Origin of the sequence: Embleya sp. NPDC059213 (assembly GCF_042754445.1) — a bacterium.
Lineage (GTDB): Bacteria > Actinomycetota > Actinomycetes > Streptomycetales > Streptomycetaceae > Embleya.
Window position 1 is genome coordinate 19,460 of record NZ_JBHZAV010000006.1, and the last position, 22,557, is coordinate 42,016.

18 protein-coding genes are annotated in these 22,557 nt (G+C 72.1%); 6 read left to right on the plus strand and 12 right to left on the minus strand.

The features are described from left to right. The 3 genes from ACFXMF_RS04110 to ACFXMF_RS04120 form a co-directional block, all read right to left on the minus strand. On the minus strand, positions 1-1,056 hold the full coding sequence (locus ACFXMF_RS04110; protein WP_379989718.1) for an endonuclease/exonuclease/phosphatase family protein: 1,056 nt from the start codon (positions 1,054-1,056) through the stop codon (positions 1-3). A 115-nt stretch (positions 1,057-1,171) separates the two neighbouring features. Continuing rightward, positions 1,172-1,780 carry a TetR/AcrR family transcriptional regulator gene (locus tag ACFXMF_RS04115; protein WP_360304851.1) on the minus strand — a complete coding sequence of 203 codons (609 nt, stop codon included), beginning with the start codon at positions 1,778-1,780 and terminating at the stop codon, positions 1,172-1,174. A 49-nt stretch (positions 1,781-1,829) separates the two neighbouring features. Beyond that, on the minus strand, positions 1,830-3,437 hold the full coding sequence (locus ACFXMF_RS04120) for an MFS transporter (RefSeq protein WP_379989719.1): 1,608 nt from the start codon (positions 3,435-3,437) through the stop codon (positions 1,830-1,832). A 225-nt stretch (positions 3,438-3,662) separates the two neighbouring features. Here ACFXMF_RS04120 and panB point away from each other — a divergent pair, with 225 nt between their 5' ends. Beyond that, complete coding sequence (panB, locus tag ACFXMF_RS04125; RefSeq protein WP_360304848.1) at positions 3,663-4,544, plus strand: 3-methyl-2-oxobutanoate hydroxymethyltransferase; 882 nt, start codon at positions 3,663-3,665, stop codon at positions 4,542-4,544. A gap of 66 nt (positions 4,545-4,610) precedes the next feature. Then, positions 4,611-5,417: a site-2 protease family protein gene (locus tag ACFXMF_RS04130; RefSeq protein WP_360304846.1), complete on the plus strand. Its 807-nt coding sequence runs from the start codon at positions 4,611-4,613 to the stop codon at positions 5,415-5,417. On the opposite strand, the gene ACFXMF_RS04135 is transcribed toward ACFXMF_RS04130, so the two are convergent. Next, complete coding sequence (locus ACFXMF_RS04135; RefSeq protein WP_360304844.1) at positions 5,390-6,595, minus strand: AI-2E family transporter; 1,206 nt, start codon at positions 6,593-6,595, stop codon at positions 5,390-5,392. The two genes, ACFXMF_RS04130 and ACFXMF_RS04135, sit on opposite strands and share 28 nt — an antisense overlap. Before the next feature lie 136 nt (positions 6,596-6,731). Continuing rightward, positions 6,732-6,929: a DUF3046 domain-containing protein gene (locus ACFXMF_RS04140; RefSeq protein WP_360304842.1), complete on the minus strand. Its 198-nt coding sequence runs from the start codon at positions 6,927-6,929 to the stop codon at positions 6,732-6,734. Between the two features lie 100 nt (positions 6,930-7,029). Between ACFXMF_RS04140 and ACFXMF_RS04145 the strand changes: the two genes are divergently transcribed. The 4 genes from ACFXMF_RS04145 (at position 7,030) to ACFXMF_RS04160 (ending at position 14,195) form a co-directional block, all read left to right on the plus strand. After that, on the plus strand, positions 7,030-11,649 hold the full coding sequence (locus ACFXMF_RS04145) for an ATP-dependent helicase (RefSeq protein WP_379989720.1): 4,620 nt from the start codon (positions 7,030-7,032) through the stop codon (positions 11,647-11,649). Between the two features lie 342 nt (positions 11,650-11,991). Then, positions 11,992-12,825: a DNA-formamidopyrimidine glycosylase family protein gene (locus tag ACFXMF_RS04150; RefSeq protein WP_360304838.1), complete on the plus strand. Its 834-nt coding sequence runs from the start codon at positions 11,992-11,994 to the stop codon at positions 12,823-12,825. After that, positions 12,822-13,304 carry a hypothetical protein gene (locus tag ACFXMF_RS04155; protein WP_360304836.1) on the plus strand — a complete coding sequence of 161 codons (483 nt, stop codon included), beginning with the start codon at positions 12,822-12,824 and terminating at the stop codon, positions 13,302-13,304. Before ACFXMF_RS04150 ends, ACFXMF_RS04155 begins: the two co-directional genes overlap by 4 nt. Positions 13,305-13,397: 93 nt before the next feature. Beyond that, the gene (locus tag ACFXMF_RS04160) at positions 13,398-14,195 is read left to right on the plus strand and encodes an SDR family NAD(P)-dependent oxidoreductase (protein WP_360304834.1); all 798 of its coding nucleotides are present in this window, start codon (positions 13,398-13,400) and stop codon (positions 14,193-14,195) included. 72 nt (positions 14,196-14,267) lie between these two features. Here the strand turns inward: ACFXMF_RS04160 and ACFXMF_RS04165 are convergent, their stop codons facing one another. The 7 genes from ACFXMF_RS04165 to ACFXMF_RS04195 all read right to left on the minus strand — a co-directional run bounded on the left by ACFXMF_RS04165 (position 14,268) and on the right by ACFXMF_RS04195 (position 22,437). Continuing rightward, the gene (locus ACFXMF_RS04165) at positions 14,268-14,741 is read right to left on the minus strand and encodes a DNA starvation/stationary phase protection protein (protein ID WP_360304832.1); all 474 of its coding nucleotides are present in this window, start codon (positions 14,739-14,741) and stop codon (positions 14,268-14,270) included. A 132-nt stretch (positions 14,742-14,873) separates the two neighbouring features. Further along, positions 14,874-15,266, minus strand: coding sequence for a helix-turn-helix transcriptional regulator (locus ACFXMF_RS04170; RefSeq protein ID WP_360304830.1), 393 nt, complete (start codon positions 15,264-15,266; stop codon positions 14,874-14,876). Between the two features lie 244 nt (positions 15,267-15,510). Then, complete coding sequence (locus ACFXMF_RS04175) at positions 15,511-16,788, minus strand: CinA family nicotinamide mononucleotide deamidase-related protein (RefSeq protein WP_360304828.1); 1,278 nt, start codon at positions 16,786-16,788, stop codon at positions 15,511-15,513. 37 nt (positions 16,789-16,825) lie between these two features. Beyond that, positions 16,826-17,500, minus strand: coding sequence for a CDP-diacylglycerol--glycerol-3-phosphate 3-phosphatidyltransferase (gene pgsA / locus ACFXMF_RS04180; protein WP_360304826.1), 675 nt, complete (start codon positions 17,498-17,500; stop codon positions 16,826-16,828). Continuing rightward, a complete protein-coding gene (gene rimO / locus ACFXMF_RS04185; RefSeq protein ID WP_379989721.1) occupies positions 17,497-18,996 on the minus strand; it encodes a 30S ribosomal protein S12 methylthiotransferase RimO in 1,500 nt (499 codons plus the stop codon). The genes pgsA and rimO overlap by 4 nt, the downstream gene beginning before the upstream one ends. 81 nt (positions 18,997-19,077) lie before the next feature. Beyond that, positions 19,078-19,869 carry a helix-turn-helix domain-containing protein gene (locus tag ACFXMF_RS04190; RefSeq protein ID WP_360304822.1) on the minus strand — a complete coding sequence of 264 codons (792 nt, stop codon included), beginning with the start codon at positions 19,867-19,869 and terminating at the stop codon, positions 19,078-19,080. A gap of 57 nt (positions 19,870-19,926) precedes the next feature. Next, entirely contained in the window at positions 19,927-22,437 is a 2,511-nt protein-coding gene (locus ACFXMF_RS04195) for a DNA translocase FtsK (protein WP_379989722.1), read from the minus strand. Positions 22,438-22,557: the final 120 nt, after the last annotated feature.

Below are 22,557 nucleotides of genomic sequence, written 5' to 3' on the forward strand. Positions count from 1 at the left end.
TCAGCGCAGGCGCAGGTCCGCCTGGACCGGCATGTGGTCGCTCGACGTGCTGCCCAGCACCTTGGCGTCCGCGGCGGCCATCCCGCGGTACATGATGTGGTCGATCGCGGCCATCGGGAACGACTCGGGCCAGGTGAAGCCCATCCCGGTGCCGGCCGAGTCCTGCGCGTCCGCCAGGAAGCGGGTGACCGGTCGCAGCGCGCGGTCGTCGGTGGTCCCGTTCAGGTCGCCGGCCAACACCACGTGCGGCGCGGTCTCCACCGCGAGCGCCTGGGCGAGTCGATCGATCGTGCGGTTGCGATCGCCGACGGTGAAGCCGCTCGGGCCGAAGCGCACCGACGCCAGGTGCACGGCGTAGAACGGGACGTCGCCCTTGGGCGTCGTGATCACCGTGCGCAGCGCGCGGGTGAAACCCATCCCGACGTCGACCGCCTCGGCCTTGCTCATCGGGAAGCGGGCCGTGGTCCACACCGCGACCGTGCCCTCGTGCTGCACATTCGGGTATCGGTCCTTGAGCACCGCGTTGTACAACTTCCAGGCGCCCTCGGGCAGTTCCTCCAGCGCGATGACGTCCGCGTTCGCGCCCAGCAGCGAGCGGGCGGTGCCGGCCGGGTCCGGGTTGCCCGCGTTGACGTTGTGGCTGACCACCCGCAGGTCGTGCGGGCCGCCGCCGCGACCGGGCAGGAAGAAGCCGCCGAACATGGTCACCCAGACCAGGATCGGCAGCATGGTCGCGGCGACCGCGGTCCACGAGCGACGAATCGCCGCGCAGGCCAGCAGCACCGGGATCACCAGGCCGCCCCAGGGCAGGAAGGTCTCCACGAAGCTGCCCCAGTTGCCCGGCGTGTTGGGCACCAGCCGGTGGAACGCGAGCGGGAGGGTGGCCAGGACCGCGAACACCGCGATCACCCGGCCGCGGCGCCACGGCGGGGTGCGCCAGATCCGCACCGCGTCCTCGCGGATCCGCTCCCACGACCATCGCGACCCGCGCCGCGGACTCCCGTCGCCGGCCGGTTGCGGCTCGGCTCCGGTGTCCGTCGTGGTGGGCCACGTCATGCTGCCTCCTGAAGTCCCAGGTACGAGTCCCGACTGTGTCCGCGTCAACGTACGAACAAAACGTCGCCTACGTCGAAACGGACGCCGGAAAGCGGCCGATAGGTTCCCTATGGGCTCAGGAGCGAGCGCGAATCCCGCCGAGCAGCGCGTCCGCGATCTGGCCCGGCAGCTCCGGCTCCAGACTTGCGTTCTCCCGGACGAGCTTGCGTACCAGTATGGGCCCCGTGACCAGGTCCATCAGGACCTCCACCGGCAGGTCGGCCCGCAACTCGCCGGAATCGACGCCGCGCTGCAACAGCCCGCGCAAAATCGCCCGGCGCTTCTCCACGACCACCTCGTGATAGCGCCGGGACAACTCCGGATGCCTGCGCATCTCGCCCGTGACCATGCCCATCAGCCCGTCGCCGCGCTTGTCGATCGCCTGCAGGCGCATGTTCTCCAGCACCAGCACCAGGTCCTCGCGCAGCGACCGGCCCGTCAGCACCGCCGGCAGCGCCTCCGCGGCCTCGACCGCCGCGACGATCAGCGCCTCCTTCCCCGGCCAGCGGCGGTAGATGGTGGCCTTGCCCACCCCCGCCTCCTGGGCCACCGCCTCGACCGAGATGGCGGCGATGCTGCGGTGCTCGTCGAGCAGGCGAAGGGTGGCCTCCAAAATCGCCCGTTCGGCCTCCTCGCTGCGCGGCCGACCCCGGCGCGGCTTGTCCGCCGTACCGGGGTCGGCCATGGGGTCGACCAGGGGATCGGTCGTTGTTTCGGATGTCGCAGGCTGCATGTCAGACCTTCGCGGAGCGCTGTTCCTCGGCGGACGAATCGGCTCGGCCCGCCTCGGGGGCAGTCTGCCCGGCCGCGGGGCGCGGCATCCACAGGAACACCACGACCGCGCCGATCAGACCCACCACGGCGGATCCGATGGAGGCCGCGTGCATGGCCTCGATGAAACCGTCCTTGGCCGGATCCACGAGCGCCGCCCCCTTGTCGCCGAGTCGACCGGCCACCGAGAGGGTCGCCTCGACCGAGTCGCCGGCCGGACCCTTGGGCACGTTCGGCGGCAGCTTGTCCAGGTCGCCGGAGATCCGGTCCCGATAGACCGAGGACAACACCGAGCCCAGGATCGCCACGCCGAGCGCGCCGCCGACCTGACGCACGGTGTTGCTGACCGCGGAACCGGCGCCGGCCTTCTCGCGCGGCAGCGAGGACATGATCGAGTTGGTGGCCGGCGGCATCACGTGCGCCATGCCGGCGCCCTGGAAGAAGAACACCACGCACAGGATCCAGATCGGCGAGGTGCGATCCATCCACAGGAAGGACAGGAAGCTCAGGCCGACCACGAGCATGCCGCCGGTGGTGACCGCGCGCACGCCGAACCGCTTGACCATTCCCGAACTGCGCGCCGAGAACATCAGCTGCGCGATCGCCAGCGGGAGCAGCAGCAGACCGGTCTGCAGCGGGGTGTAGCCGCGCACGCTCTGCAGGTAGAAGGCCATGAAGAAGGTCACGCCCATGAGCGCGAAGAAGACCAGGCCGATCGCACCGGCCGCGGCGGAGAAGGCCGGGTCGCGGAAGAACTTGACGTCCAGGGCCGGGTGGTCGCTGCGCTTTTCGAACCACACGAAGAAGCCGAGGACCAGCAGACCGAGCACGATGGTGCCGAGCACCTCCGCGCTCCCCCAACCCGCGTCGCCGCCGCGGATGATGCCGTAGACCAGCGAGACCAGACCCGCGATGGACAACACGACCCCGATCGGGTCGAGCCGGCCGGGCTTGGGATCGCGCGAGTCCGGCACCAGGAGCAACATCGCCACGATGCCGACCAGCACGATCGGGACGTTGATCAGGAAGACCGAGCCCCACCAGAAGTGGTCGAGCAGCACGCCGCCGGTGATCGGGCCGATCGCGATCGCCAGACCGACCGCGCCGGACCAGATGCCGATCGCCTTGGCGCGCTCCTGCGGCTCGAAGACGTTGCTGATGATGGACAGGGTGGCGGGCATCACGAACGCGCCGCCGAAGCCCATCACCGCGCGGGCGGCGATCAGCTGCTCGGGGCTTTGCGAGTACGCGGAGAGCAGCGAGGCCAGGCCGAAGACCACCATGCCGAACAGCAGGGTGCGCTTGCGACCGAAGCGGTCGCCCAGGATGCCCGCGGTGAACAACAGGCCGGCGAACACCAGGGTGTAGGAGTTGATCGCCCACTGGAGCTCGCTCTGGGTGGCGCCCAGGCCCTTGTCCGGGTCGGCGATCGTCTTGATCGCGACGTTGAGGATCGAGTTGTCGAGAACGACGACCAGCAGGCTGATCACCAGCACGCCGAGGATGGCCCAGCGGCGCCGATGTATGTGCTCGTCGACCGTACGGGTGGGGGGAACGTTCGCTGAAGTCACGGGTGAAGCTCGATTCGTCGTGCACGTATGACTTGTATGGGTTGCCTCACAGGCTAGGGGCACTTTACGAAACGAGACCGTCTCGTATTGCAAAGCCTCGGCAAATGTCGGACCCGGCGATCACGCGGAATCCGGCGCGGGACTCCCCTGTTGTCCTGTTACGGCGCGTGTCACCATGGCGTTGTCCGGGGACGCCGTCCGAGCGCCTCGAGTCGGGAGAACACCATGTCCAGCAACAACTCCGCACAGTCGATAGCCGCTTCGACCGAGGGTCCGGGACTGACCCTGTACGGCGGAGAGGGCACCGGGCGCCGGGTCACCGTGCGCGACCTCGCCCGTGCGAAGCAGGCCGGCGAGCGCTGGCCGATGCTGACCGCGTACGACGCGATGATCGCCTCGGTATTCGACGACGCGGGCATCCCGGTCCTCCTGGTCGGCGACTCGGCCGGCAACAACCACCTCGGCTACGAGAACACCGTGCCGGTCACGATGGACCAGTTGGTGATGCTCACCGCCGCGGTCGTGCGCGGCACCCGACGCGCGCTGGTGGTGGCCGACCTGCCGTTCGGCTCGTACCAGGAATCCCCCGAGCAGGCCCTGCGCAACGGCGTGCGGCTGCTCAAGGAGGCCGGCGCCGGCGCGGTCAAGCTGGAGGGTGGGCAACGTTCGGCCCGCCAGGTCGAGGCACTGGTGGCCGCGGGCGTGCCGGTGATGGCCCACCTCGGGCTCACCCCGCAGTCGGTGCACGCCTTCGGCGGCTACCGGGTGCAGGGCCGGGACGCGGAGAGCGCCGAGCAGTTGATCGCGGACGCCAAGACGATGCAGGCCGCGGGCGCGTTCGCGGTGGTCCTGGAGTGTGTGCCGGAGGAACTGGCCGCGCGCGTGACCGACCTGCTGGACATCCCCACCGTCGGCATCGGCGCGGGCGTGCGCTGTGACGCCCAGGTGCTGGTGTGGACCGACATGGCCGGCATGACCACCGGCCACACGGCCAAGTTCGTCAAGCAGTACGTCGACCTGCGCGCAACGCTCGGCGACGCGGCGAAGGCGTTCGCGGGCGAAGTGGTGGGCGGCGTCTACCCGGGCCCGGAACACACCTTCCACTGAGTGTCCCGGCGGGCCGTACGATCGAACTCCCGGTCGTACGGCCCTTCCGCGCATCTGGAGCAGTTCGTGACGCACCCCTACGGAGATTACGGTCGCCGCCCGGCGGCCGGCTCGCTGCGCCACGTGCGGCCGAGCCCGATCTTCCTCGCGATAGTCGCGGTCTGCGCCGCGTCGACCTGGTACACGTGGCACGACGACGGCACCTCGGAGGCGGCCACCCGGACCGGGGTCTTCCTGCTGGTGATGTCCGGCTGGTTGGTGTCGTTGTGCCTGCACGAGTTCGCGCACGCGTTCGCCGCGTTGCGCTCGGGCGACCACAGCGTGGTGGGCAAGGGCTACCTGACCCTGGACCCGCTCAAGTACAGCGATCCGCTGTTGTCCTTCATCCTGCCGACGATCTTCGTGCTGCTCGGCGGCATCCCGCTCAGCGGCGGCGCGGTCTACCTGGATCGTTCGGCGATCCGGGGTCGGGCGCGCAACAGCCTGGTGTCGGCGGTCGGACCGCTGACCAACGCGGTGCTGGCGATCGTCCTCGCACTGCTGCTGTCCTCCGGCGCGGTGGACGGCGCGAGCCCTACCTTCACCGCCGCGTTCTCGTTCCTGATCCAGCTCCAGGTGATCGCGGCGGTGCTCAACCTGCTGCCGGTGCCCGGCCTGGACGGCTACGGGGTGATCGAGCCCTGGTTGCCGTACGACTTCCGCCGGGCGATCGCGCCGTACGCGCCCTACGCGATCCTGTTCCTGTTCGCACTGTTGTGGTCGCCGTCGGTCAACGGCTGGTTCTACGACGTGATCGACCACGTCACCGACGCGCTGGACGTGTCGCCGTTCCTGGCGAGCGACGGCTACCGGTTGTTCCGCTTCTGGTCCTGACGGTCCGCGCGACCGTGCTCGTCCCGCACGCGCCGCCACATCCGGGTGAGCGGCCCCGGGCCGCGCGGGGGCCGACTCTCGTCCGGCGTCAGTCGATGCTCGGGGATCTCGTAGCGGTGCAGATAGCTGCCCACGAAGGTCTGTCCTGTGGCCGCGAGCGGGATCGCGATCAACGCGCCCACCGCGCCCAACAGCGCGGCGCCGCCGATCACCGCGCCGAACGCGAGCGCCGGGTGGATCTCCACCGTGCGGGCGGTGATCCGCGGATGCAGCAGGTAGTTCTCGAACTGCTGGTAGGCGGTCGCGAACAACACCACCCACAGCGAGGTCAACGGGCTCACCGTCAACGCGATCAACGCGGGCAACACGATCGCGATATAGGTGCCCACGGTCGGCACGAACTGCGAGATCAGCCCGACCCACAACGCCAGCGGGACCGCGTACGGCACCTCGAGCACCAGGAAGGCGATGTAGTGCGCGAACGCCGAGATCAGCGCGAGCGCGGCACGCGAATACAGATATCCGCCGGTCTTGTCGATCGCGATCTCCCACCCGCGCAGCACCTCGGCCTGCCGCTCCGGCGGCAGCAGCGAGCACACCGCGCGGCGCATCCGCGGGCCCTCGGCGGTGAAGTAGAAGGTGAACAGCGCGATGGTGAACATCTCGAACAAACCGGCCACGATCTTCGCGGACAGGCCGAGCGCGTTGTTCGCCACCCGCTCGGCGTAGCCCTGGACGGTGCCGGAGTCCTTGAAGATGTCGCCCTGGATCTTCTCCACCGTCAGGTCGGTGCCGAACGTGCGATTCACCCAGGCGACCAGGTCGTCGAGGTAGTCGGGCAGATTCCGGGCGAACGCCACCACCTGGTCCACCAGCAGCGAGCCCACCACCGCCAGGAACCCGGCGCAGGCCAGGAAGACCACCACGAAGGCGATGGCGGTGGCCACGCCGCGGCGCATCCCGCGCCGGGCCAACCGGTCCACGGCCGGCTCGAAGGCCAGGGCGAGGAAGAACGCCAGCAACAGGTCGATCAGCAGCGAGCGCAGGTGTGCCAGCGTCCAGCCGAGCAGCCGAAAGCCCGCGATCATCGCCAGGATCATGAACACGGCCCGCGGCAACCACGACGGCATGCGATCGCGCGAGGTGAGCCGCGTCGCAGGTGTGTCGGGTGGGGTCACATGGGCTCCCTGTACTCTCCCGCACCACTGTGTCGCGATGCATGTCGAATGACAGGAAGAGCCTAGAGCGTCACGCTATGTCCGCTTGGGTGCGCCGCCGCGTGTGCCCGAGCCGCCCGCCCCCGGGCCGGCCGGATCAGGCCCGCTTGGTCGTCGGCAGGTCCATCGAGACACACACGCCGCGCCAGACGTCCTTGGCCTCGATGCCCGCGGCCAACGCCTCGTGCACGGTCCGGCCACCCAGCTCGGACATCACGTGGTCGCGGGCGAAGGACTCGGCGTACGAGTCGCCGAAGTGGGCGCGCATGCGTCGCCAGAAGTCGGTGAGTCCCATGCGACCAGTATCCCGGTAGCGGCGACGTGCGCGGTCGCCCCGCCCGGCGCCCGAATGTCCCCGACGCGAATGTCCGAGCCACCCGGCACCATGGGGAGTTATGCCACATGACGACCCCGCTTCGGTCCTGGCCGGCTTCTCCCCCGCCACCCGGGAATGGTTCACCGGTGCCTTCCACGCGCCGACCCGGGCCCAGGAGGGCGCCTGGCGCGCCATCGCCGAGGGCAAGGACGCGCTCGTGGTCGCGCCGACCGGGTCCGGCAAGACGCTCGCGGCGTTCCTGTCCGCGCTGGACCGGCTCGCCGCCGAACCGGTGCCGGCCGATCCGCGCCGGCGCTGTCGGGTGTTGTACATCTCGCCGCTCAAGGCGCTCGCGGTCGACGTCGAGCGCAACCTGCGCAGCCCGCTCACCGGCATCCGGCAGGCGTCCGTGCGGCTGGGCCTGCCCGAGCCCGAGGTCACCGTGGGCGTGCGCTCCGGCGACACCCCGGCGGCCGATCGACGTCGCTTCGCCACGAAGCCGCCGGACATCCTGATCACCACCCCCGAGTCGCTGTTCCTGATCCTCACCTCGCAGGCCCGCGAGGCGCTGCGCGGGGTGGACACGGTGATCGTGGACGAGGTGCACGCGGTCGCCGGCACCAAGCGCGGCGCGCACCTGGCGCTGACCCTGGAGCGGCTGGACGAACTCCTCGATCGCCCGGCGCGCCGGATCGGCCTGTCCGCGACCGTGCGCCCGGTCGAGGAGGTGGCCCGCTGGATGCGTTCGACCGGCGACGTGCACGTGGTCCAGCCGCCGGCCACCAAGACGTTCGAGCTCTCGGTCGTGGTCCCGGTCGAGGACATGGGCGAGCTCGGCGCCGGCAGCGGCGACTTCGACGAGGCCGGCAACGAGCGCAGGACCTCGGTGTGGCCGCACGTCGAGGAACGCATCGTCGACCTGATCCAGGCCCACCGCTCGACCATCGTGTTCGCCAATTCACGCCGCCTGGCCGAGCGGTTGTGCGGCCGGCTGAACGAGATCGCCTACGAGCGGGCCACCGGCGAGGAACTGCCGAAGGACTCGTCGCCGGCCGAGCTGATGGCCCAGGCGGGCAGCAGTCGGGGCGCCCCCGCGCTGCTCGCGCGCGCCCACCACGGCTCGGTGTCCAAGGAGCAGCGGGCCCAGGTGGAAGAAGACCTCAAGGCCGGTCGCCTGCCCGCCGTGGTGGCCACCTCCAGCCTGGAGTTGGGCATCGACATGGGCGCGGTGGACCTGGTCGTCCAGGTCGAGTCGCCGCCCTCGGTGGCCTCGGGCCTCCAGCGGGTGGGCCGGGCCGGGCACCAGGTCGGGGCGATCTCGCGCGGGGTGATCTTCCCCAAGTTCCGCGGCGACCTGGTGCAGACCGCGGTGGTCACCGAGCGCATGCGCGAGGGGGCGATCGAGTCGGTGCGCGGGCCGCGCAACCCGCTGGACGTGCTGGCCCAGCAGATCGTCTCGATGGTGTCGATCGAGGACCGCGACGTGGACGCGCTGCTCGCGCTGATCCGCCGGGCCGCGCCGTTCGCCGCGCTGCCCGCGTCGGCCTACGAGGCGACCCTGGACATGCTCGCCGGCCGCTACCCCTCGGACGCGTTCGCCGAACTGCGCCCGCGCATCGTGTGGGACCGGGTCGGCGGCGTGCTCTCCGCCCGCCCCGGCGCCCAGCGGCTCGCGGTCACCTCCGGCGGCACCATCCCCGACCGCGGCCTGTTCGGCGTGTTCCTGGTCGCCGGCGACGCGAAGTCGCGGGTCGGCGAGCTGGACGAGGAGATGGTCTACGAGTCGCGCGTGGGCGACGTGTTCACGCTGGGCACCTCGTCGTGGCGGATCGAGGACATCACCCACGACAAGGTGCTGGTCTCGCCCGCCCCCGGGGTGCCGGGCAAGCTGCCGTTCTGGCACGGCGACGCGCTGGGGCGGCCGGTGGAACTGGGCCGCGCGCTCGGCGCCTTCGTGCGCGAGGTGGGCGCGTTGCCGGCCGAGCGGGCCCGCGAGCGGGTGGCCGCCGCGGGCCTGGACCCGTGGGCGGTGGACAACCTGCTCGGCTACCTGGGCGAGCAGCGCGAGGCGTGCGGCCACATCCCGGACGACCGCACGATCGTGGTCGAGCGCTTCCGCGACGAACTGGGCGACTGGCGGGTCGTGGTGCACTCGCCGTTCGGCGCCCAGGTGCACGCGCCGTGGGCGCTGGCCATCTCGGCCCGACTGCGCGAGCGCACCGGGCTCGACGTGCAGACCATGCACGGTGACGACGGGATCGTGCTGCGGCTGCCGGACAGCGGGCTGCCCTTCGGTGACCAGTCCTTCGGGGAGTCCTCCGACGACCTCGCGGCGGGGGCGCTGCCACCGGACTTCGCGGTATTCGAGGAGGCCGAGGTGGAACCCCTGGTGACCGCCGAGGTGGGTGGTTCGGCGCTGTTCGCGTCCCGCTTCCGCGAGTGCGCGGCCCGCGCGCTGCTGCTGCCGCGCCGGATGCCGGGCCGCCGTACCCCCCTGTGGCAACAGCGCCGGCGCTCGGCCCAACTGCTCGCGGTGGCCAGTGAGTACGGCTCGTTCCCGATCGTCCTGGAGACGATGCGCGAGTGCCTCCAGGACGTGTTCGACGTGCCCGGCCTGACCGGCCTGATGCGCGACATCGCCACCCGCGCGGTGCGCATCGTCGAGGTCACCACGACCGAGCCCTCGCCGTTCGCCCGCTCGCTGCTGTTCGGCTACGTCGCGCAGTTCATGTACGAGGGCGACTCGCCGCTCGCGGAACGTCGGGCGGCGGCGCTCGCGCTGGACTCGCGGCTGTTGGCCGAGCTGCTCGGCCAGGCCGAGTTGCGCGAACTGCTCGACCCGGAGGTGCTGGCCCGCACCGAGGCCGAGTTGCAGCGGCTCGCCGAGGACCGCCGGGTGCGGGACGCGGAGGGGGTCGCCGACCTGTTGCGGCTGCTCGGACCGCTGACCACGGCCGAGGTCGCGGCGCGCGGCACGGACGCGTTCGAGCTCGATTGGCTGACCGGCCTGGCGGACGCGCGTCGGGTGATCCGGGTGCGGATCGCGGGTGAGGAGCATTGGGCGGGCATCGAGGACGCCGGCCGGCTGCGCGACGCGCTGGGCACTCCGCTGCCGGTCGGCGTGCCCGAGGCGTTCACCGAGCCGGTCAAGGATCCGCTGGGCGATCTGCTGGCCCGCTACGCCCGCACGCACGGGCCGTTCCGGGCGGGCGATGCCGCCGCCCGCTTCGGCCTGGGGGTCGCGGTGACCACGGGCACGCTGGAGCGGCTGGCCGCGAGCGGGCAGGTGGTCTCCGGCGAGTTCCGCCCCGGCGGCTCCGGCCTGGAGTGGTGCGGTGCGGAAGTGTTGCGGATGTTGCGCCGGCGCTCGCTGGCGGCGCTGCGGCACGAGGTCGAGCCGGTGCCGCCGGTCGCGCTGGCCCGGTTCCTGACCGTGTGGCAGGGCGTGGGCGTGAGCGGGGTGCGCGGCCCGGACGGTCTGCTTCGGGTGGTCGAGCAACTCCAGGGGGCGAGCGTGCCGGCCTCCGCGCTGGAGAAGCTGGTGTTGCCCACGCGGGTGGTCGACTACCACCCCGCGATGCTGGACGAGCTGTGTGCGGCCGGCGAGGTGCTGTGGGCCGGACACGGCGCGCTGCCGGGCAAGGACGGTTGGCTCTCGCTCTATCTCGCGGACGCCGCGCCGTATCTGCTCCCGCCGCCGGTGCCGCTGGAGACGACGCCGCTGCACACCGCGATCCTGGCCGCGCTGGCCGGTGGCTACGCGCTGTTCTTCCGGCAGCTCGCCGAGCGGCTGGAACTGCCGACCCCGGCGTCGGAGGCGGCGATCGCCGAGGCGCTGTGGGACCTGGTGTGGTCCGGGCAGGTCACCGGCGACACGCTCACCCCGCTGCGCGCGCTGCTCGGCTCGGGACGCACGTCCGGCTCGACCGCGCACCGGGCCCGGCGGGCGACCCCGCGCGGGCGGTACGCGGGCCTGAGTCGAGGGCGGCCGGTGGCGGCCGTTCGCGGTGGGCCACCGACGGTGGCCGGCCGCTGGTCGCTGGCCCCGGTGGTCGAGCCCGACCCCACCCGGCGGGCGCACGCGTTGGCCGAGACGCTCCTGGACCGGCACGGCGTGGTCACCCGCGGCGCGGTGGTCGCCGAGGGCAGCCCGGGCGGCTTCGCCGCGGCCTACAAGGTGCTGAGCGTGTTCGAGGACGGCGGTCGGGTCCGCCGGGGCTACTTCGTGGAGGGTCTGGGCGCCGCCCAGTTCGCCGCCGACGGCGCGGTGGACCGGCTGCGCGCGTTGCAGGGCGCGAGCGAGCGCCGTGAGCCGCACGAGTTGCCCGGCGCGGTGGTGCTGGCCGCCGCCGACCCGGCCAACCCGTACGGCGCCGCGCTGGCCTGGCCGGACCGGCCCGGGGAGAGCGCGGGCGGGCACCGGCCGGGCCGCAAGGCCGGTGCGCTGGTGATCCTGCTCGACGGCGAGCCGATCCTGTACATCGAGCGCGGCGGACGCACGTTGTTGTCCTGGACCGACGACCCGGACCGGGTGGGCCCGGCGGCCGAGGCGCTGGCCGCCGCGGTGCGCGCCGGCGCGCTGGGCAAACTGACGGTGGAGAAGGCGGACGGCGCCGAGGTGCTGACCTCCTCGCTGGGCAAGGCGCTGGAGGCGGCCGGGTTCCACGCCACCCCCAGGGGGCTGCGCCTGCGAGGGTGACACCGTTTCGTTACACGAGCGCCCGGTCCGCGAAACACCCCGGTCATGTACATCGAGCAGGATCGTGGTCACGGAAGGCGACGCCGGGAGGGATCCCGACGGAGTCGACCGGCACCATCCGCCCGTGGCGACCCTGCACGCGTCACGGTCGGACGTACTCGGATCCGGCGTCGCGGGCGTGTTCCTGGCCGCGCGCTCGCGACGTCGGTTTCCGGGCCGCCACACCTGCGGCGCCGCGACCCCCGGGGTTCGGCCGCACCGACGGGTCCGGGGGGACTCGGAGGGCCGGCCCCGGGCTCGGCCCCGTCTCCCGGCGACGACGACACCCGGGACAATGGTGGAATGCCCGAAGGCGACAGCGTGTATCAGGCGGCGCGGCGGCTGCGTGCGGCCCTGGTGGACCGCCCGCTGACCGTGACCGACTTCCGGGTGCCCCGGCTGGCGACCGTGGATCTGACCGGGCGTTCGGTACTGGCGGTGGTCCCGCGCGGCAAACACCTGCTGACCCGGATCGAGGGCGACCTCACGCTGCACACCCACCTGCGGATGGACGGCACCTGGGAGATCCAGCCCACCGGCCCGCGCCCGCTCCCGCGTCCCTGGCACGCGATCCGGCTGGTGCTGGCCAACGCGGCGCAGACCGTGGTCGGGATGCGGATGCCCGTGGTCGAGTTGGTGCGCACCGCCGAGGAGTCGACCGTGGTCGGCCACCTGGGGCCGGATCCGCTCGGCCCGGACTGGGATCCGGACGAGGCCGCCCGCCGGCTGGCCGCCCGGCCGGGCCGGCCGATCGGTGACGCGCTCCTGGACCAGCGCAACCTGGCCGGCCTCGGCAATGTGTACCGGGTGGAGTTGTGCTTCCTGCGCGGCGTCGCCCCCTGGACCCCGGTGGCCGCGGCGGGCGATCCGCACGCGTGGGCGACCCTGGCGCATCGTGCGCTGAACGCCAACCGCGACCGGGTCGGGCACGTCACCACGGGCGACACCCGGCCGGGTCGCCGGCACTGGGTCTACGGGCGCGGCGGTCGCCCGTGCGCGCGCTGCGGCGGTTCGATCCGGCGCGCCGACCTGGGGGATCCGCCGCGGGTGACGTACTGGTGCCCGCGCTGCCAGCCGTCACCCGATGGAGGTACACCCGGTGACCGATACCCGGGCGGTTCGTCGTACAGGGCATGACCGCGTCCCGGATCGTGCCCGCCCTGGTGTTGCCCATCCTGCTGTCGGCCTCGGTCGGTTGTACCCGAGTGGCCGCGCCGGACCCGACGCCGCGCCCGCCGGCACCGGTGGCGGCTCCGGCCCCACCGGTCGCACCCGCCCCCGCCGCCGCCGCGCTCCCGGCGGAGCCCGCGCCGGCGATCACCGAGATGGCGGGCGGCTCGACCGAAGCCGAAGCCAACGCCGAAACCGACGCCGAGGACGGGACCGGGACGCCTGCGGCCGACCCCGCCGCGGACCCGGATCCGCCGCGCACCACCCGCCCGCGCCCCCGGGCCGAATCCGGCGCGGCCCGCCCGCCCCGCTCCGGCGGGACCGGATCCCAGCGGGGGTCGAATCCGGTGCGGACCGACCCGTGTGACGCCCTCGCGGCGAACGGGATCTTCCCCTTCGGCGGCGCCACACACCGCTGGTGCCATCGAAAGGAGGGCCTGCGGTGACACCGATCTCCTTGCCGCGCACCTTTATTGACTGTTCGTCAGATGGCTCGTACGGTCGGCGCGCTGTGCACGCCTAGCGCCGGGAGGCCAACCGTGTTTCGTGAAGCCCTCGATCTGACCGGCCGAGTCGCCGTCGTCACCGGCGCGGCCTCCGGCATCGGCCGCTCCAGCGCCGAGGTGCTGGCCGACCTGGGCGCGACCGTGGTCTGCGCGGACATCCACGAAGCGGGGGCCCGGGAGACCGCGAAGGCGATCGTGGCCGCCGGCGGCGCCGCGACCGCCGCGGGCGTCGACACCTCCAAGGCGGCCCAGGTGGACGCGCTGATCAACGACGCGGTCACCGCGCACGGCCGGCTCGACGTGCTCGCCAACATCGCCGGGGTGATGCATTCGAGCACGGTGATCGAGACCGAGGAGGCCGACCTCGACCGGGTCCTGGCGATCAACTTCAAGGGCGTCTTCTTCGGCTGCCGGGCCGCCGCGCGCGTGATGTCCGCGCAGGGCTTCGGCAGCATCGTCAACATGGCCTCCGGCGCCGTGGACACCGCGACCTCGGGCCTGCTGTGCTACGGCGCGGCCAAGGCCGCGGTGGTGCAGTTGACCAAGACCCTGGCCACCGAGGTCGGCCCCAGCGGCGTGCGGGTCAACGCGGTCGCGCCGGGCTGGATCGTCACCGGGATGACCGGCCGGCACTGGACCGACGCGGACGGCAACGAGGATCTGGAGCGCAAGGCCGCCGTGGCCGCGCCGATGGCCCGGATGACCCCGCTGCGCGCCGTCGGCGAGCCCACCGACATCTCCTACGCGGTCGCCTACCTCGCCTCGGACGCCGCCAAGTTCGTCACCGGCCAGATCCTGCGTCCCAACGGCGGCGTCGCGATGCCCTGGTAGCCCACCCACGCCGAAGCCCCGCCTCCGAGACGGGAGACGGGGCTCGGGCGAACCGGCAGACCGGGTATCGGCTCAGCTCTGGTTCTCGGCCTGGAACATCCAGCTCATCTTCTCCAGGTCCGCGGCGATGGTGATGAACAGGTCCTGGCTGACCGGGTCCGGTTCCTCGGTGGCCGCGATCCGCTCGCGCATGCGCTCGATCACGGCGCCGTAGACGCCGACGAAGTAGCCGACCACGTCGCCGTCCTTGATCCAGCCGGATTCCGGCTGCGGGACGCCGCTGCCCGCCGTGATGGTCGCGGCCCGGCCGTCGGGGTTGTACCCGATCGCCGAAGCACGTTCGGCGACGGTGTCCGCGAAGGTACGCGCCGAGGCGACCACCTCGTCCAACTGCAGGTGGATCGAGCGGAAGCGTGGGCCGACCACATTCCAGTGGGTCTGCTTGGCGACCAACGAGAGATCTATCAGGTCGACGAGGGCGCCCTGCAGCGCCTCGCCGGTGATCTTGCGCGCCTCGTCGGACAGGGGGCTCTTGACGACGACCATGGTGCTACGACTCCTCGGGATCCGTGTCGATCGGTTGCCGGGTCGGGGAACCCGGTCCACCTGGCACCGGATGCCCCGAATCGGCCGATCGATGCTCCCGAGTGGGAAAGAGCACACCCTCGGTCGTCGTCCTCAGGCCGCCACCACCACGCTCACCGCGGTGTCGGCGGAGATCGGGCCCGTGCCCGACGACCGGTCGTTGTTCTGACGTTCGGCGGCGGCGCGCTCGTTCGGCGTGAAACCGGCACCGACCGGCTCCAGGACCGGTCGCATCGCCTCGGCCGAGGCCAGCTCGGCGAGGGCCAGCTCGTCGCTGACCTCCCGCATGAGCACGGACATGCGCACGTCCAGCGCGTCGCAGATCGCGGCGAGCAGTTCGGACGAGGCTTCCTTCTGGCCGCGCTCGACCTCGGACAGGTAGCCAAGGGATACCCGGGCTGAGGACGAAACCTCGCGCAGGGTGCGACCCTGACGCTGGCGCTGGCGCCGCAGCACGTCACCCAGCAGGCGACGGAGCAGGATCATCGGTCGCTCCCTCCTAGGGCGGCTCGGGGGGTCACAGCCCCACCGTACCTGCCCGACCGCGCGGGTGTGCCCGCCTTGCGGTCCTGTTCACTCAGGGCGTGGAACCTTGACGGCGAGGGTGTCCAGGGTCCATAGGGCTCGCGGGGCACTCCCGCCTCGATTCGCAGCACGTCCTCGCCCGCCCTTCCGCGTGTCCCCCACGTTCCCGACCGAAGTGCTCCCAGCGGCCGGCCGGCGCGCCCGGTCACCCCGTACACGCCGGATCCTGCTCGGCCGGCAACCCCGCCACCACACACCGGAGCAGGTCCAGTACGCGGACCGTGGTCATCTCCCGAATCCTGCTCCGACTGCCCGAGAACAGCAGCGACAGCACGGTTGTTCCCTCGGGACCGGCCACCGCGATGTATACCGTGCCCACGGGCTTGCCGTCCTGGGGATCCGGACCGGCGACCCCCGTCGTGGCCACCCCGTAGGTACCCGACATGATCCGCCGCACACCCTCGGCCATCCGCGCCGCCACGTCCGGGTGAACCGCGCCCTCGGCGGCGAGCAGGTCGGCGTCCACCCCGAGCACCGAGTCCTTGAGGTCGGTGGCGTACGCGGTGACCGAGCCGCGCACGCTCGCGGACGCGCCGGGCACCGAGGTCAGTTCGGCGGCGACCAGGCCGCCGGTGAGCGATTCGGCCACCGCGACGGTGGCGTCGTGCTCGCGCAACAGGGCCAGCACGACACCGGCCAGCGTGTCGCCGGCCTCGCCGTAGACACAGCCGCCGAGCAGTTCGCGGGCCCGCAACGCGGCGGCGTCGACCGCCTCGACCCCGCCGGGGGCGGTCGCGGTGAGTTTGACCCTGGTCCGTCCGGCGGTGGCGAGGTAGGCCACCTCGACCGCGCCCGCGATCGCGAGTTCCTTCTCCAGCGGTTCCAGCATCGCGGCGATCACGCCCTCGCCGATCGACGCGGTGAGCAATTGCCGCTGGGCCCGGATCGGTGCGCCGCCCGCGCGCCGCAGCAGGTCGGGCAGCACCTGCTCCTCGACCATCGCGATCATCTCGTGCGGCGGGCCGGGCACCGCGTACACCGGTACGTCGCCGATCGAGATCGCCACGCCCGGTGCGCTGCCGTTCGGGTTGGGCAACGAGCGGCCGCCCTCGGGCACGTCGGCCTGCTGGAGGCCGAGCGCGGTCAAGGTGCGGTTCAGGCCCTGATAGCGCCGGCGCAGCCAATCCTCGATCGCCGGGTCCCGGCGCAGCGCCGCCCCCGCGACGGCGGCGATCGCCTCGCGGGTGCGGTCGTCGGAGGTGGGTCCCAGGCCGCCGGAGACGAGCACCGCGTCGGCACGCCGCACGGCCTGGGTGAGCACGTCGATCATCTCGTCGAGGCCGTCGCCCACGGTGGACACGCCGGTGACCCGCAGTCCGGCCGCGGTGAGCCGGCGGCCGAGGGTGACCGCGTTCGTGTTCACCACGTCGCCGACGAGCAACTCGTCCCCCACCGCGACCAGTTCGATCCTCAATTCGCGCATGGTCCTGCTCCCCCCGTGGTCGGGATCCGTCCCGACGTCAGACCTGTCCGGCGGGCACCGGCGTGCCGCGTCGCAGTCGTATGGCCTTGACGATGTAGTCCAGGCCGGTCACCACGGTGACGATCACCGCGGCCGCCATGACCCAGGCCCGCGTGCTGGCCAGCGGGCCGGTCATGACCAGTGTGTACATGCCGATCGCGACGCCCTGGAGCATGGTCTTCGCCTTGCCGCCCCGGCTGGCCGGGATCACGCCGTGCCGGATCACCCAAAAGCGCAGCAGGGTGATGCCGATCTCCCGGGCGAGCACCACGAGGGTGACCCACCAGGGCAGGTCGCCGAGCGCGGACAGGCTGATCAGCGCGGCACCCATCAGCGCCTTGTCGGCGATCGGATCGACGAGTTTGCCGAAGTCGGTGACCAGGTTGTGCATCCGGGCCAGCTTGCCGTCGAAGAGGTCGCTGATGCTGGCGACGGTGAACGCGGCCCAGGCCCAGGCCCGCCAGGCGGGATCGTGGCCGCCGTCCTGCAGCAGCAGGACGACGAAGACCGGCACCAGGGCCACCCGCATCATGGTCAGCGCGTTGGCCGCGTTCCAGGCGCTCACCGAGGTGGTGGGGTCGCCGAGGCGGTCGGGCTTCGGCGGGTGGTTGGCCGCGGCGGCGCGGACGGCCTCGGCCGGACGCCGACGCTGCGGTGCCGGTTCGGCCGTCACCGATCGCCCCCGGGCACGATCACGTCGATCGCCTCTCCGTGCAGGTCGGCACCCTCGCTGTCGGTGACCCGGACCCGGACCAGATCGCCGACCCGCAGGCCCTCGCCGACCACCGTCGTCGATCCGTCGGTCTCGGGCGCCTGGTGGTGTGCGTGGCCCTCGGCGGTGCCGTCCTCGCCGACTTCCTCGATCAGCACGATCACCTCGGTGCCGATCCGGTCCTCGGCGCGCTGGGCGACCAGTTCCTCGGCGAGTCGGGAGATCCGCTCCACGCGGGCGGCCACCACGTCGGGTTCGAGCTTGTCGGCGTAGCCGGCGGCCTCGGTGCCGTCCTCGTCCGAGTAGCCGAACACGCCGATGGCGTCCAGCCGGGCGGCGATCAGGAAGCGCTCCAGCTCGTCGACGTCCTCCTCGCTCTCGCCGGGGAAGCCGACGATGAAGTTCGACCGGGCGCCCGCCTCGGGGGCCTTGGCCCGGGCCTGGTCCAGGAGCGCGGTGAACGCCTCGCGCGAACCGAACCGGCGCATCCGGCGCAGCACCGGCTCGGAGGCGTGCTGGAAGGACAGGTCGAAGTAGGGCGCGACGCCGGGGGTGCCGGTGAGCACGTCGAGCAGCGTCGGCCGCATCTCGGCGGGCTGGAGGTAGTTGACCCGGACCCGCTCGATGCCCTCGACGGCGGCCAGCTCCGGCAGCAGCGTCTCCAGCAGGCGCAGGTCGCCCAGGTCCTTGCCGTACGACGTGGAGTTCTCGCTGACCAGGACGATCTCGCGGACACCCTGCTCGGCCAGCCAGCGGGCCTCGGCGATCACGTCCGAGGGGCGGCGGGAGAGGAAGGAGCCGCGGAAGGAGGGGATCGCGCAGAACGAGCAGCGGCGATCGCAGCCGGAGGCGAGCTTGAGCGAGGCGACCGGGCCCGAGCCCAGCCGGCGGCGCAGCGCGCGCGGCCCGGAGGCGGGGGCGATGCCCTCCGGGAGGTCCTCGGGGGCGCCGTGACCGGGCACCGCGACGGCGGCGGCCTGGCGCTCGACCGGGGTGATGGGCAGCAACGCCCGGCGGTCGCGCGGGACGTGCGAGGTGTGCTCGTCGCCGGCGAGGATCGAGCGCAGCCGGGTGGAGATGTCGCCGTAGTCGTCGAAGCCGAGCACCGCGTCCGCCTCGGGCAGCGCGCCCGCGAGCTGGTCGCCGTAGCGTTCGGCCAGACATCCGACCGCGACGACGGCCTGGGTACGGCCCTCGCCCTTGAGGTCGGCGGCCTCCAGAACGGTGTCGATCGAGTCCTTCTTGGCGGACTCGACGAAACCGCAGGTGTTGACCATGACGACGGAGGCGTCCGCAGCGTCCTCGACGAGGGACCAGCCGTCCGCCTCGAGCCGGCCGGCGAGTTCCTCGGAGTCCACCTCGTTGCGGGCGCAGCCGAGGGTGACCAGGGCGACGGTGCGCAGGGCGGAGGGGCTCTCGGCCGGGGCGGCGGGGCTGGTGGTATCGCGGGCGGACATGCCGGAAAGCCTACGTCAGACATGGGCGTGGACCGGACGCAGGGAAGCGTCGGATGGTTCCGGGGAGGTCACGATGGCCCGTCACCGGGCGGAAGGGGTGGGCGACGGGGTCGCCCGCATCTGCGGGACCGGGTCGCCGGGCACGAAAGTGTGCTTGACGACGGCGCCCTCCTCGCCCGCCGGGCCCACGTCCTTGCCGTTGACCTTCAGGCGCGCGGCGCCGGAATTGCCGATCTGGAGTTTGAGCTGCTCGGGGTCGGTGAGCGTCTTGGCCTCGCCCTTGTCCAGGATCGTCTCGAAGATCTGCTTGTTGTCGGCGTCGAACGCGCGCACCCAGCTACGGCCGTCCACCGCGGTGATCGTGACCACCACCTCGGCCGGGAATTCGGGGGTCTTGGCCACCGGCGCGACCGGGGACGGTGGCGGGGGCGGCGGCGGAACCACGGGGGCGGCCGAGGTCGGCGTGACCCGCGACGCGGTCTCCTTCTCGTCGTCGTCGGCGCGCCCGCCGGCGAGTTGCACGAACGCGAAGATCAGCACGATGACCACGGCGACGCCCATGGCCAGCGTCCAGTTCGGCCGGCGGTACTCGATCGACTTGCGGGGGGAGTCGAAGATCTGGGTCGGGCGGGGGGTGCTGGTGCCGCCGACCGTGTGGTCGTACTCGGCGACCAGCGGCTCCGGATCCAGGCCCGTCGCGCGGGCCAGCGTGCGGATGTGGCCGCGAGCGTAGAAGTCGCCGCCGCACGGTTCGAAGTCGTCGCATTCGACGCCCTCGATGATGACCTGTCGGATGCGGGTGACCTCACTGAGCCGTTCCACAGTGAGACCGGCCCGCACTCGCGCCTGGGCGAGACTCTGACCGATCGACACGATTCGCCCCTTATGCGTCATTCATCACGACTGACACCAATCATCACTTAAGTCGGATCATTCACCGCGCAACGTGGCCATAATCGACTCGATTTCATCCGGTTTGATCAAAACTTCGCGCGCCTTGGAACCTTCGCTCGGTCCCACGATGTCCCGGCTCTCCATCAGGTCCATCAGCCGACCCGCCTTGGCGAAGCCGACCCGCAGCTTGCGCTGGAGCATCGAGGTCGAGCCGAACTGGGTGGACACGACCAGTTCGACCGCCTGGCAGAGCAGGTCGAGATCGTCGCCGACGTCCTCGTCCACCTGCTTCTTGCGATCCGGCGGGGCGGTGACCTCCTCGCGGTACTCCGGCCGCAGTTGCTCCTTGCAGTGCCGGGCGACCGCCTCGATCTCGTCCTCGGTGACGTAGGCGCCCTGCATCCGGATCGGCTTGCTCGCGCCCATCGGCAGGAACAACGCGTCGCCCTTGCCGATCAGCTTCTCCGCGCCGGGCTGGTCCAGGATGACCCGGCTGTCCGCGAGCGAGGAGGTGGCGAACGCGAGCCGGGAGGGCACGTTGGCCTTGATCAGTCCGGTCACCACGTCGACGCTGGGCCGCTGGGTGGCCAGCACCAGGTGGATGCCGGCGGCGCGGGCGAGCTGGGTGATCCGCACGATGGAGTCCTCGACGTCACGCGGGGCGACCATCATCAGGTCGGCCAACTCGTCGACGATCACCAGCAGATACGGGTAGGGCTGCGCCTCGCGCTCGCTGCCCGGCGGCATCTTGAGCTTGCCCGCCCGCACCGCGGCGTTGAAGTCGTCCACGTGCCGGAAACCGAAGTTGGCCAGGTCGTCGTAGCGCATGTCCATCTCGCGCACGACCCACTGAAGCGCCTCGGCCGCCTTCTTCGGGTTGGTGATGATCGGCGTGATCAGGTGCGGGATGCCCTCGTAGGTGGTCAGTTCGACCCGCTTGGGGTCGACCAGCACCATCCGCACCTCCTCGGGCGTGGCCCGCATCATGATCGAGGTGATCAGGCCGTTGATACAGCTCGACTTGCCCGCGCCGGTGGCGCCCGCGACCAGCAGGTGCGGCATCTTGGCCAGATTGGCCACCACGTCGTTGCCCTCGACGTCCTTGCCGAGCGCGGCGATCATCGGGTGCGCGTCGCCGGCCGCGGTCTCCGAGGCCAGGATGTCGCCGAGGCTGACCATCTCGCGGTCGGTGTTGGGGATCTCGATGCCGACCGCGGACTTGCCCGGGATCGGGCTGATGATCCGCACGTCCGGGCTGGCCACCGCGTACGCGATGTTCTTGGCGAGCGCGGTGATGCGTTCGACCTTGACCGCCGGACCCAGCTCGATCACGTACCGGGTCACCGTCGGGCCCCGGGAGAAGCCGGTGACCTGCGCGTCGACGTTGAACTGTTCGAACACCTTGGACAGCGCGGCGACCACGTCGTCGTTGGCCTTGCTGCGGGCCTTGGCCGGCGGACCCTTCTTGAGCAGCGTGGGGCCGGGCAGGTGGTAGGTGATGTCGCCGGACAGCTTCAACTGCTCGCTGCGCGGCGGCGCGGGGGTGTGCGCCGGCGCGTCGGCGGCGCGGGCCCGCAGGTCGGTCACCACCCGAGCGGCGGCGGCCTTGCGCGAGCGCGCCGGCGGTACGACCAGACCCGCGTCGTTCGCGTCCAGCGCCGCCGCGGCGGCCGCGGCCACGTCGACGGCGTCCGGATGGCCGCTCGCGGCGGGACTCGGCCGGCGGCGCGGCCGGGTCTTGCGGACCGGCGCGGGCGCGGGCGGTTCCTCGTCCTCGTCGTACCCGGCGAAGCCGCTCGGGTGCTCGTCCTCGTACTCGTCCGCGGGCGGCGGCCCCTCGACGAAGCCGAGGAAGACCGCGAGCCGCTCGGGCGCCGCGTTGATCGGCGTCGCGGTCACCACGAGCAGGCCGAACACGATCAGCAGCACCAGCAGCGGCACCGCGACCCAGCGGGTGACCAGATGCACGGGCGGGGTCGCGAAGGCCCAGCCGATCAGCCCGCCGGCGTCGCGCATCGCGGCCGCGCCGTCGCCGGGTTGCGGGGTGCCGCAGCCGACGTGGATCAGGCCGAGCACGCTGCACACCAGCGCGGTGCAGCCGATCATGATCCGACCGGTGGCGTCCTTCTGGTCCGGATGGCGCATCACCCGCACGCCCAGCGCGCCGACCAGGAAGGGCACGAACAGGTCGAGCCGGCCGACCAGGCCCGCGACCACCGCGTTGACCGCTTCGCCGACCGCGCCGTCGATGGTGCCCCACGCGCCCGCGGCGATCACTATGGCCAGGCCGAGCAGGGCCAGACCCACCCCGTCCCGGCGATGGGCCGGATCGAGTCCGCGCGCACCGGAGCCGATGCCCCGCGCGGCCGAGCCGAACGCGTGGGCCAACCCCAGCCACAACCGCTTGAGGCCCCTCCCGAGCAGCGCGGGCAGACCCCCGAGCAGTTTCGGCGGGGGCGGCGGAGGTGGCGCGGGCTTCTTGGGGGGAGCCTTCTTCTTCGCGGCCGTGCGCGGTTGCGCTCCGCCGCCGGACGCACGTGTGGCCATGTTCCGAGGTTACCGGTGGACCCTTCCCACCTCGTGCGTCACAGGGCCCGGAATGTGCGTGTCGACCCCGAGGCGATCCGTCCGGGTGCCCGGGCGGTCGCGGGCGGCGCCGGGCGCACG

Excerpts from the sequence above, each read along its gene's own strand:
- ACFXMF_RS04110 (WP_379989718.1), bottom strand. The coding sequence starts at position 1,056 with ATGACGTGGCCCACCACGACGGACACCGGAGCCGAGCCGCAACCGGCC.
- ACFXMF_RS04115 (WP_360304851.1), bottom strand. The coding sequence starts at position 1,780 with ATGGCCGACCCCGGTACGGCGGACAAGCCGCGCCGGGGTCGGCCGCGC.
- panB (WP_360304848.1), top strand. The coding sequence starts at position 3,663 with ATGTCCAGCAACAACTCCGCACAGTCGATAGCCGCTTCGACCGAGGGT.
- ACFXMF_RS04140 (WP_360304842.1), bottom strand. The coding sequence starts at position 6,929 with ATGGGACTCACCGACTTCTGGCGACGCATGCGCGCCCACTTCGGCGAC.
- ACFXMF_RS04145 (WP_379989720.1), top strand. The coding sequence starts at position 7,030 with ATGCCACATGACGACCCCGCTTCGGTCCTGGCCGGCTTCTCCCCCGCC.
- ACFXMF_RS04150 (WP_360304838.1), top strand. The coding sequence starts at position 11,992 with ATGCCCGAAGGCGACAGCGTGTATCAGGCGGCGCGGCGGCTGCGTGCG.
- ACFXMF_RS04155 (WP_360304836.1), top strand. The coding sequence starts at position 12,822 with ATGACCGCGTCCCGGATCGTGCCCGCCCTGGTGTTGCCCATCCTGCTG.
- ACFXMF_RS04165 (WP_360304832.1), bottom strand. The coding sequence starts at position 14,741 with ATGGTCGTCGTCAAGAGCCCCCTGTCCGACGAGGCGCGCAAGATCACC.
- ACFXMF_RS04170 (WP_360304830.1), bottom strand. The coding sequence starts at position 15,266 with ATGATCCTGCTCCGTCGCCTGCTGGGTGACGTGCTGCGGCGCCAGCGC.
- ACFXMF_RS04175 (WP_360304828.1), bottom strand. The coding sequence starts at position 16,788 with ATGCGCGAATTGAGGATCGAACTGGTCGCGGTGGGGGACGAGTTGCTC.
- rimO (WP_379989721.1), bottom strand. The coding sequence starts at position 18,996 with ATGTCCGCCCGCGATACCACCAGCCCCGCCGCCCCGGCCGAGAGCCCC.
- ACFXMF_RS04195 (WP_379989722.1), bottom strand. The coding sequence starts at position 22,437 with ATGGCCACACGTGCGTCCGGCGGCGGAGCGCAACCGCGCACGGCCGCG.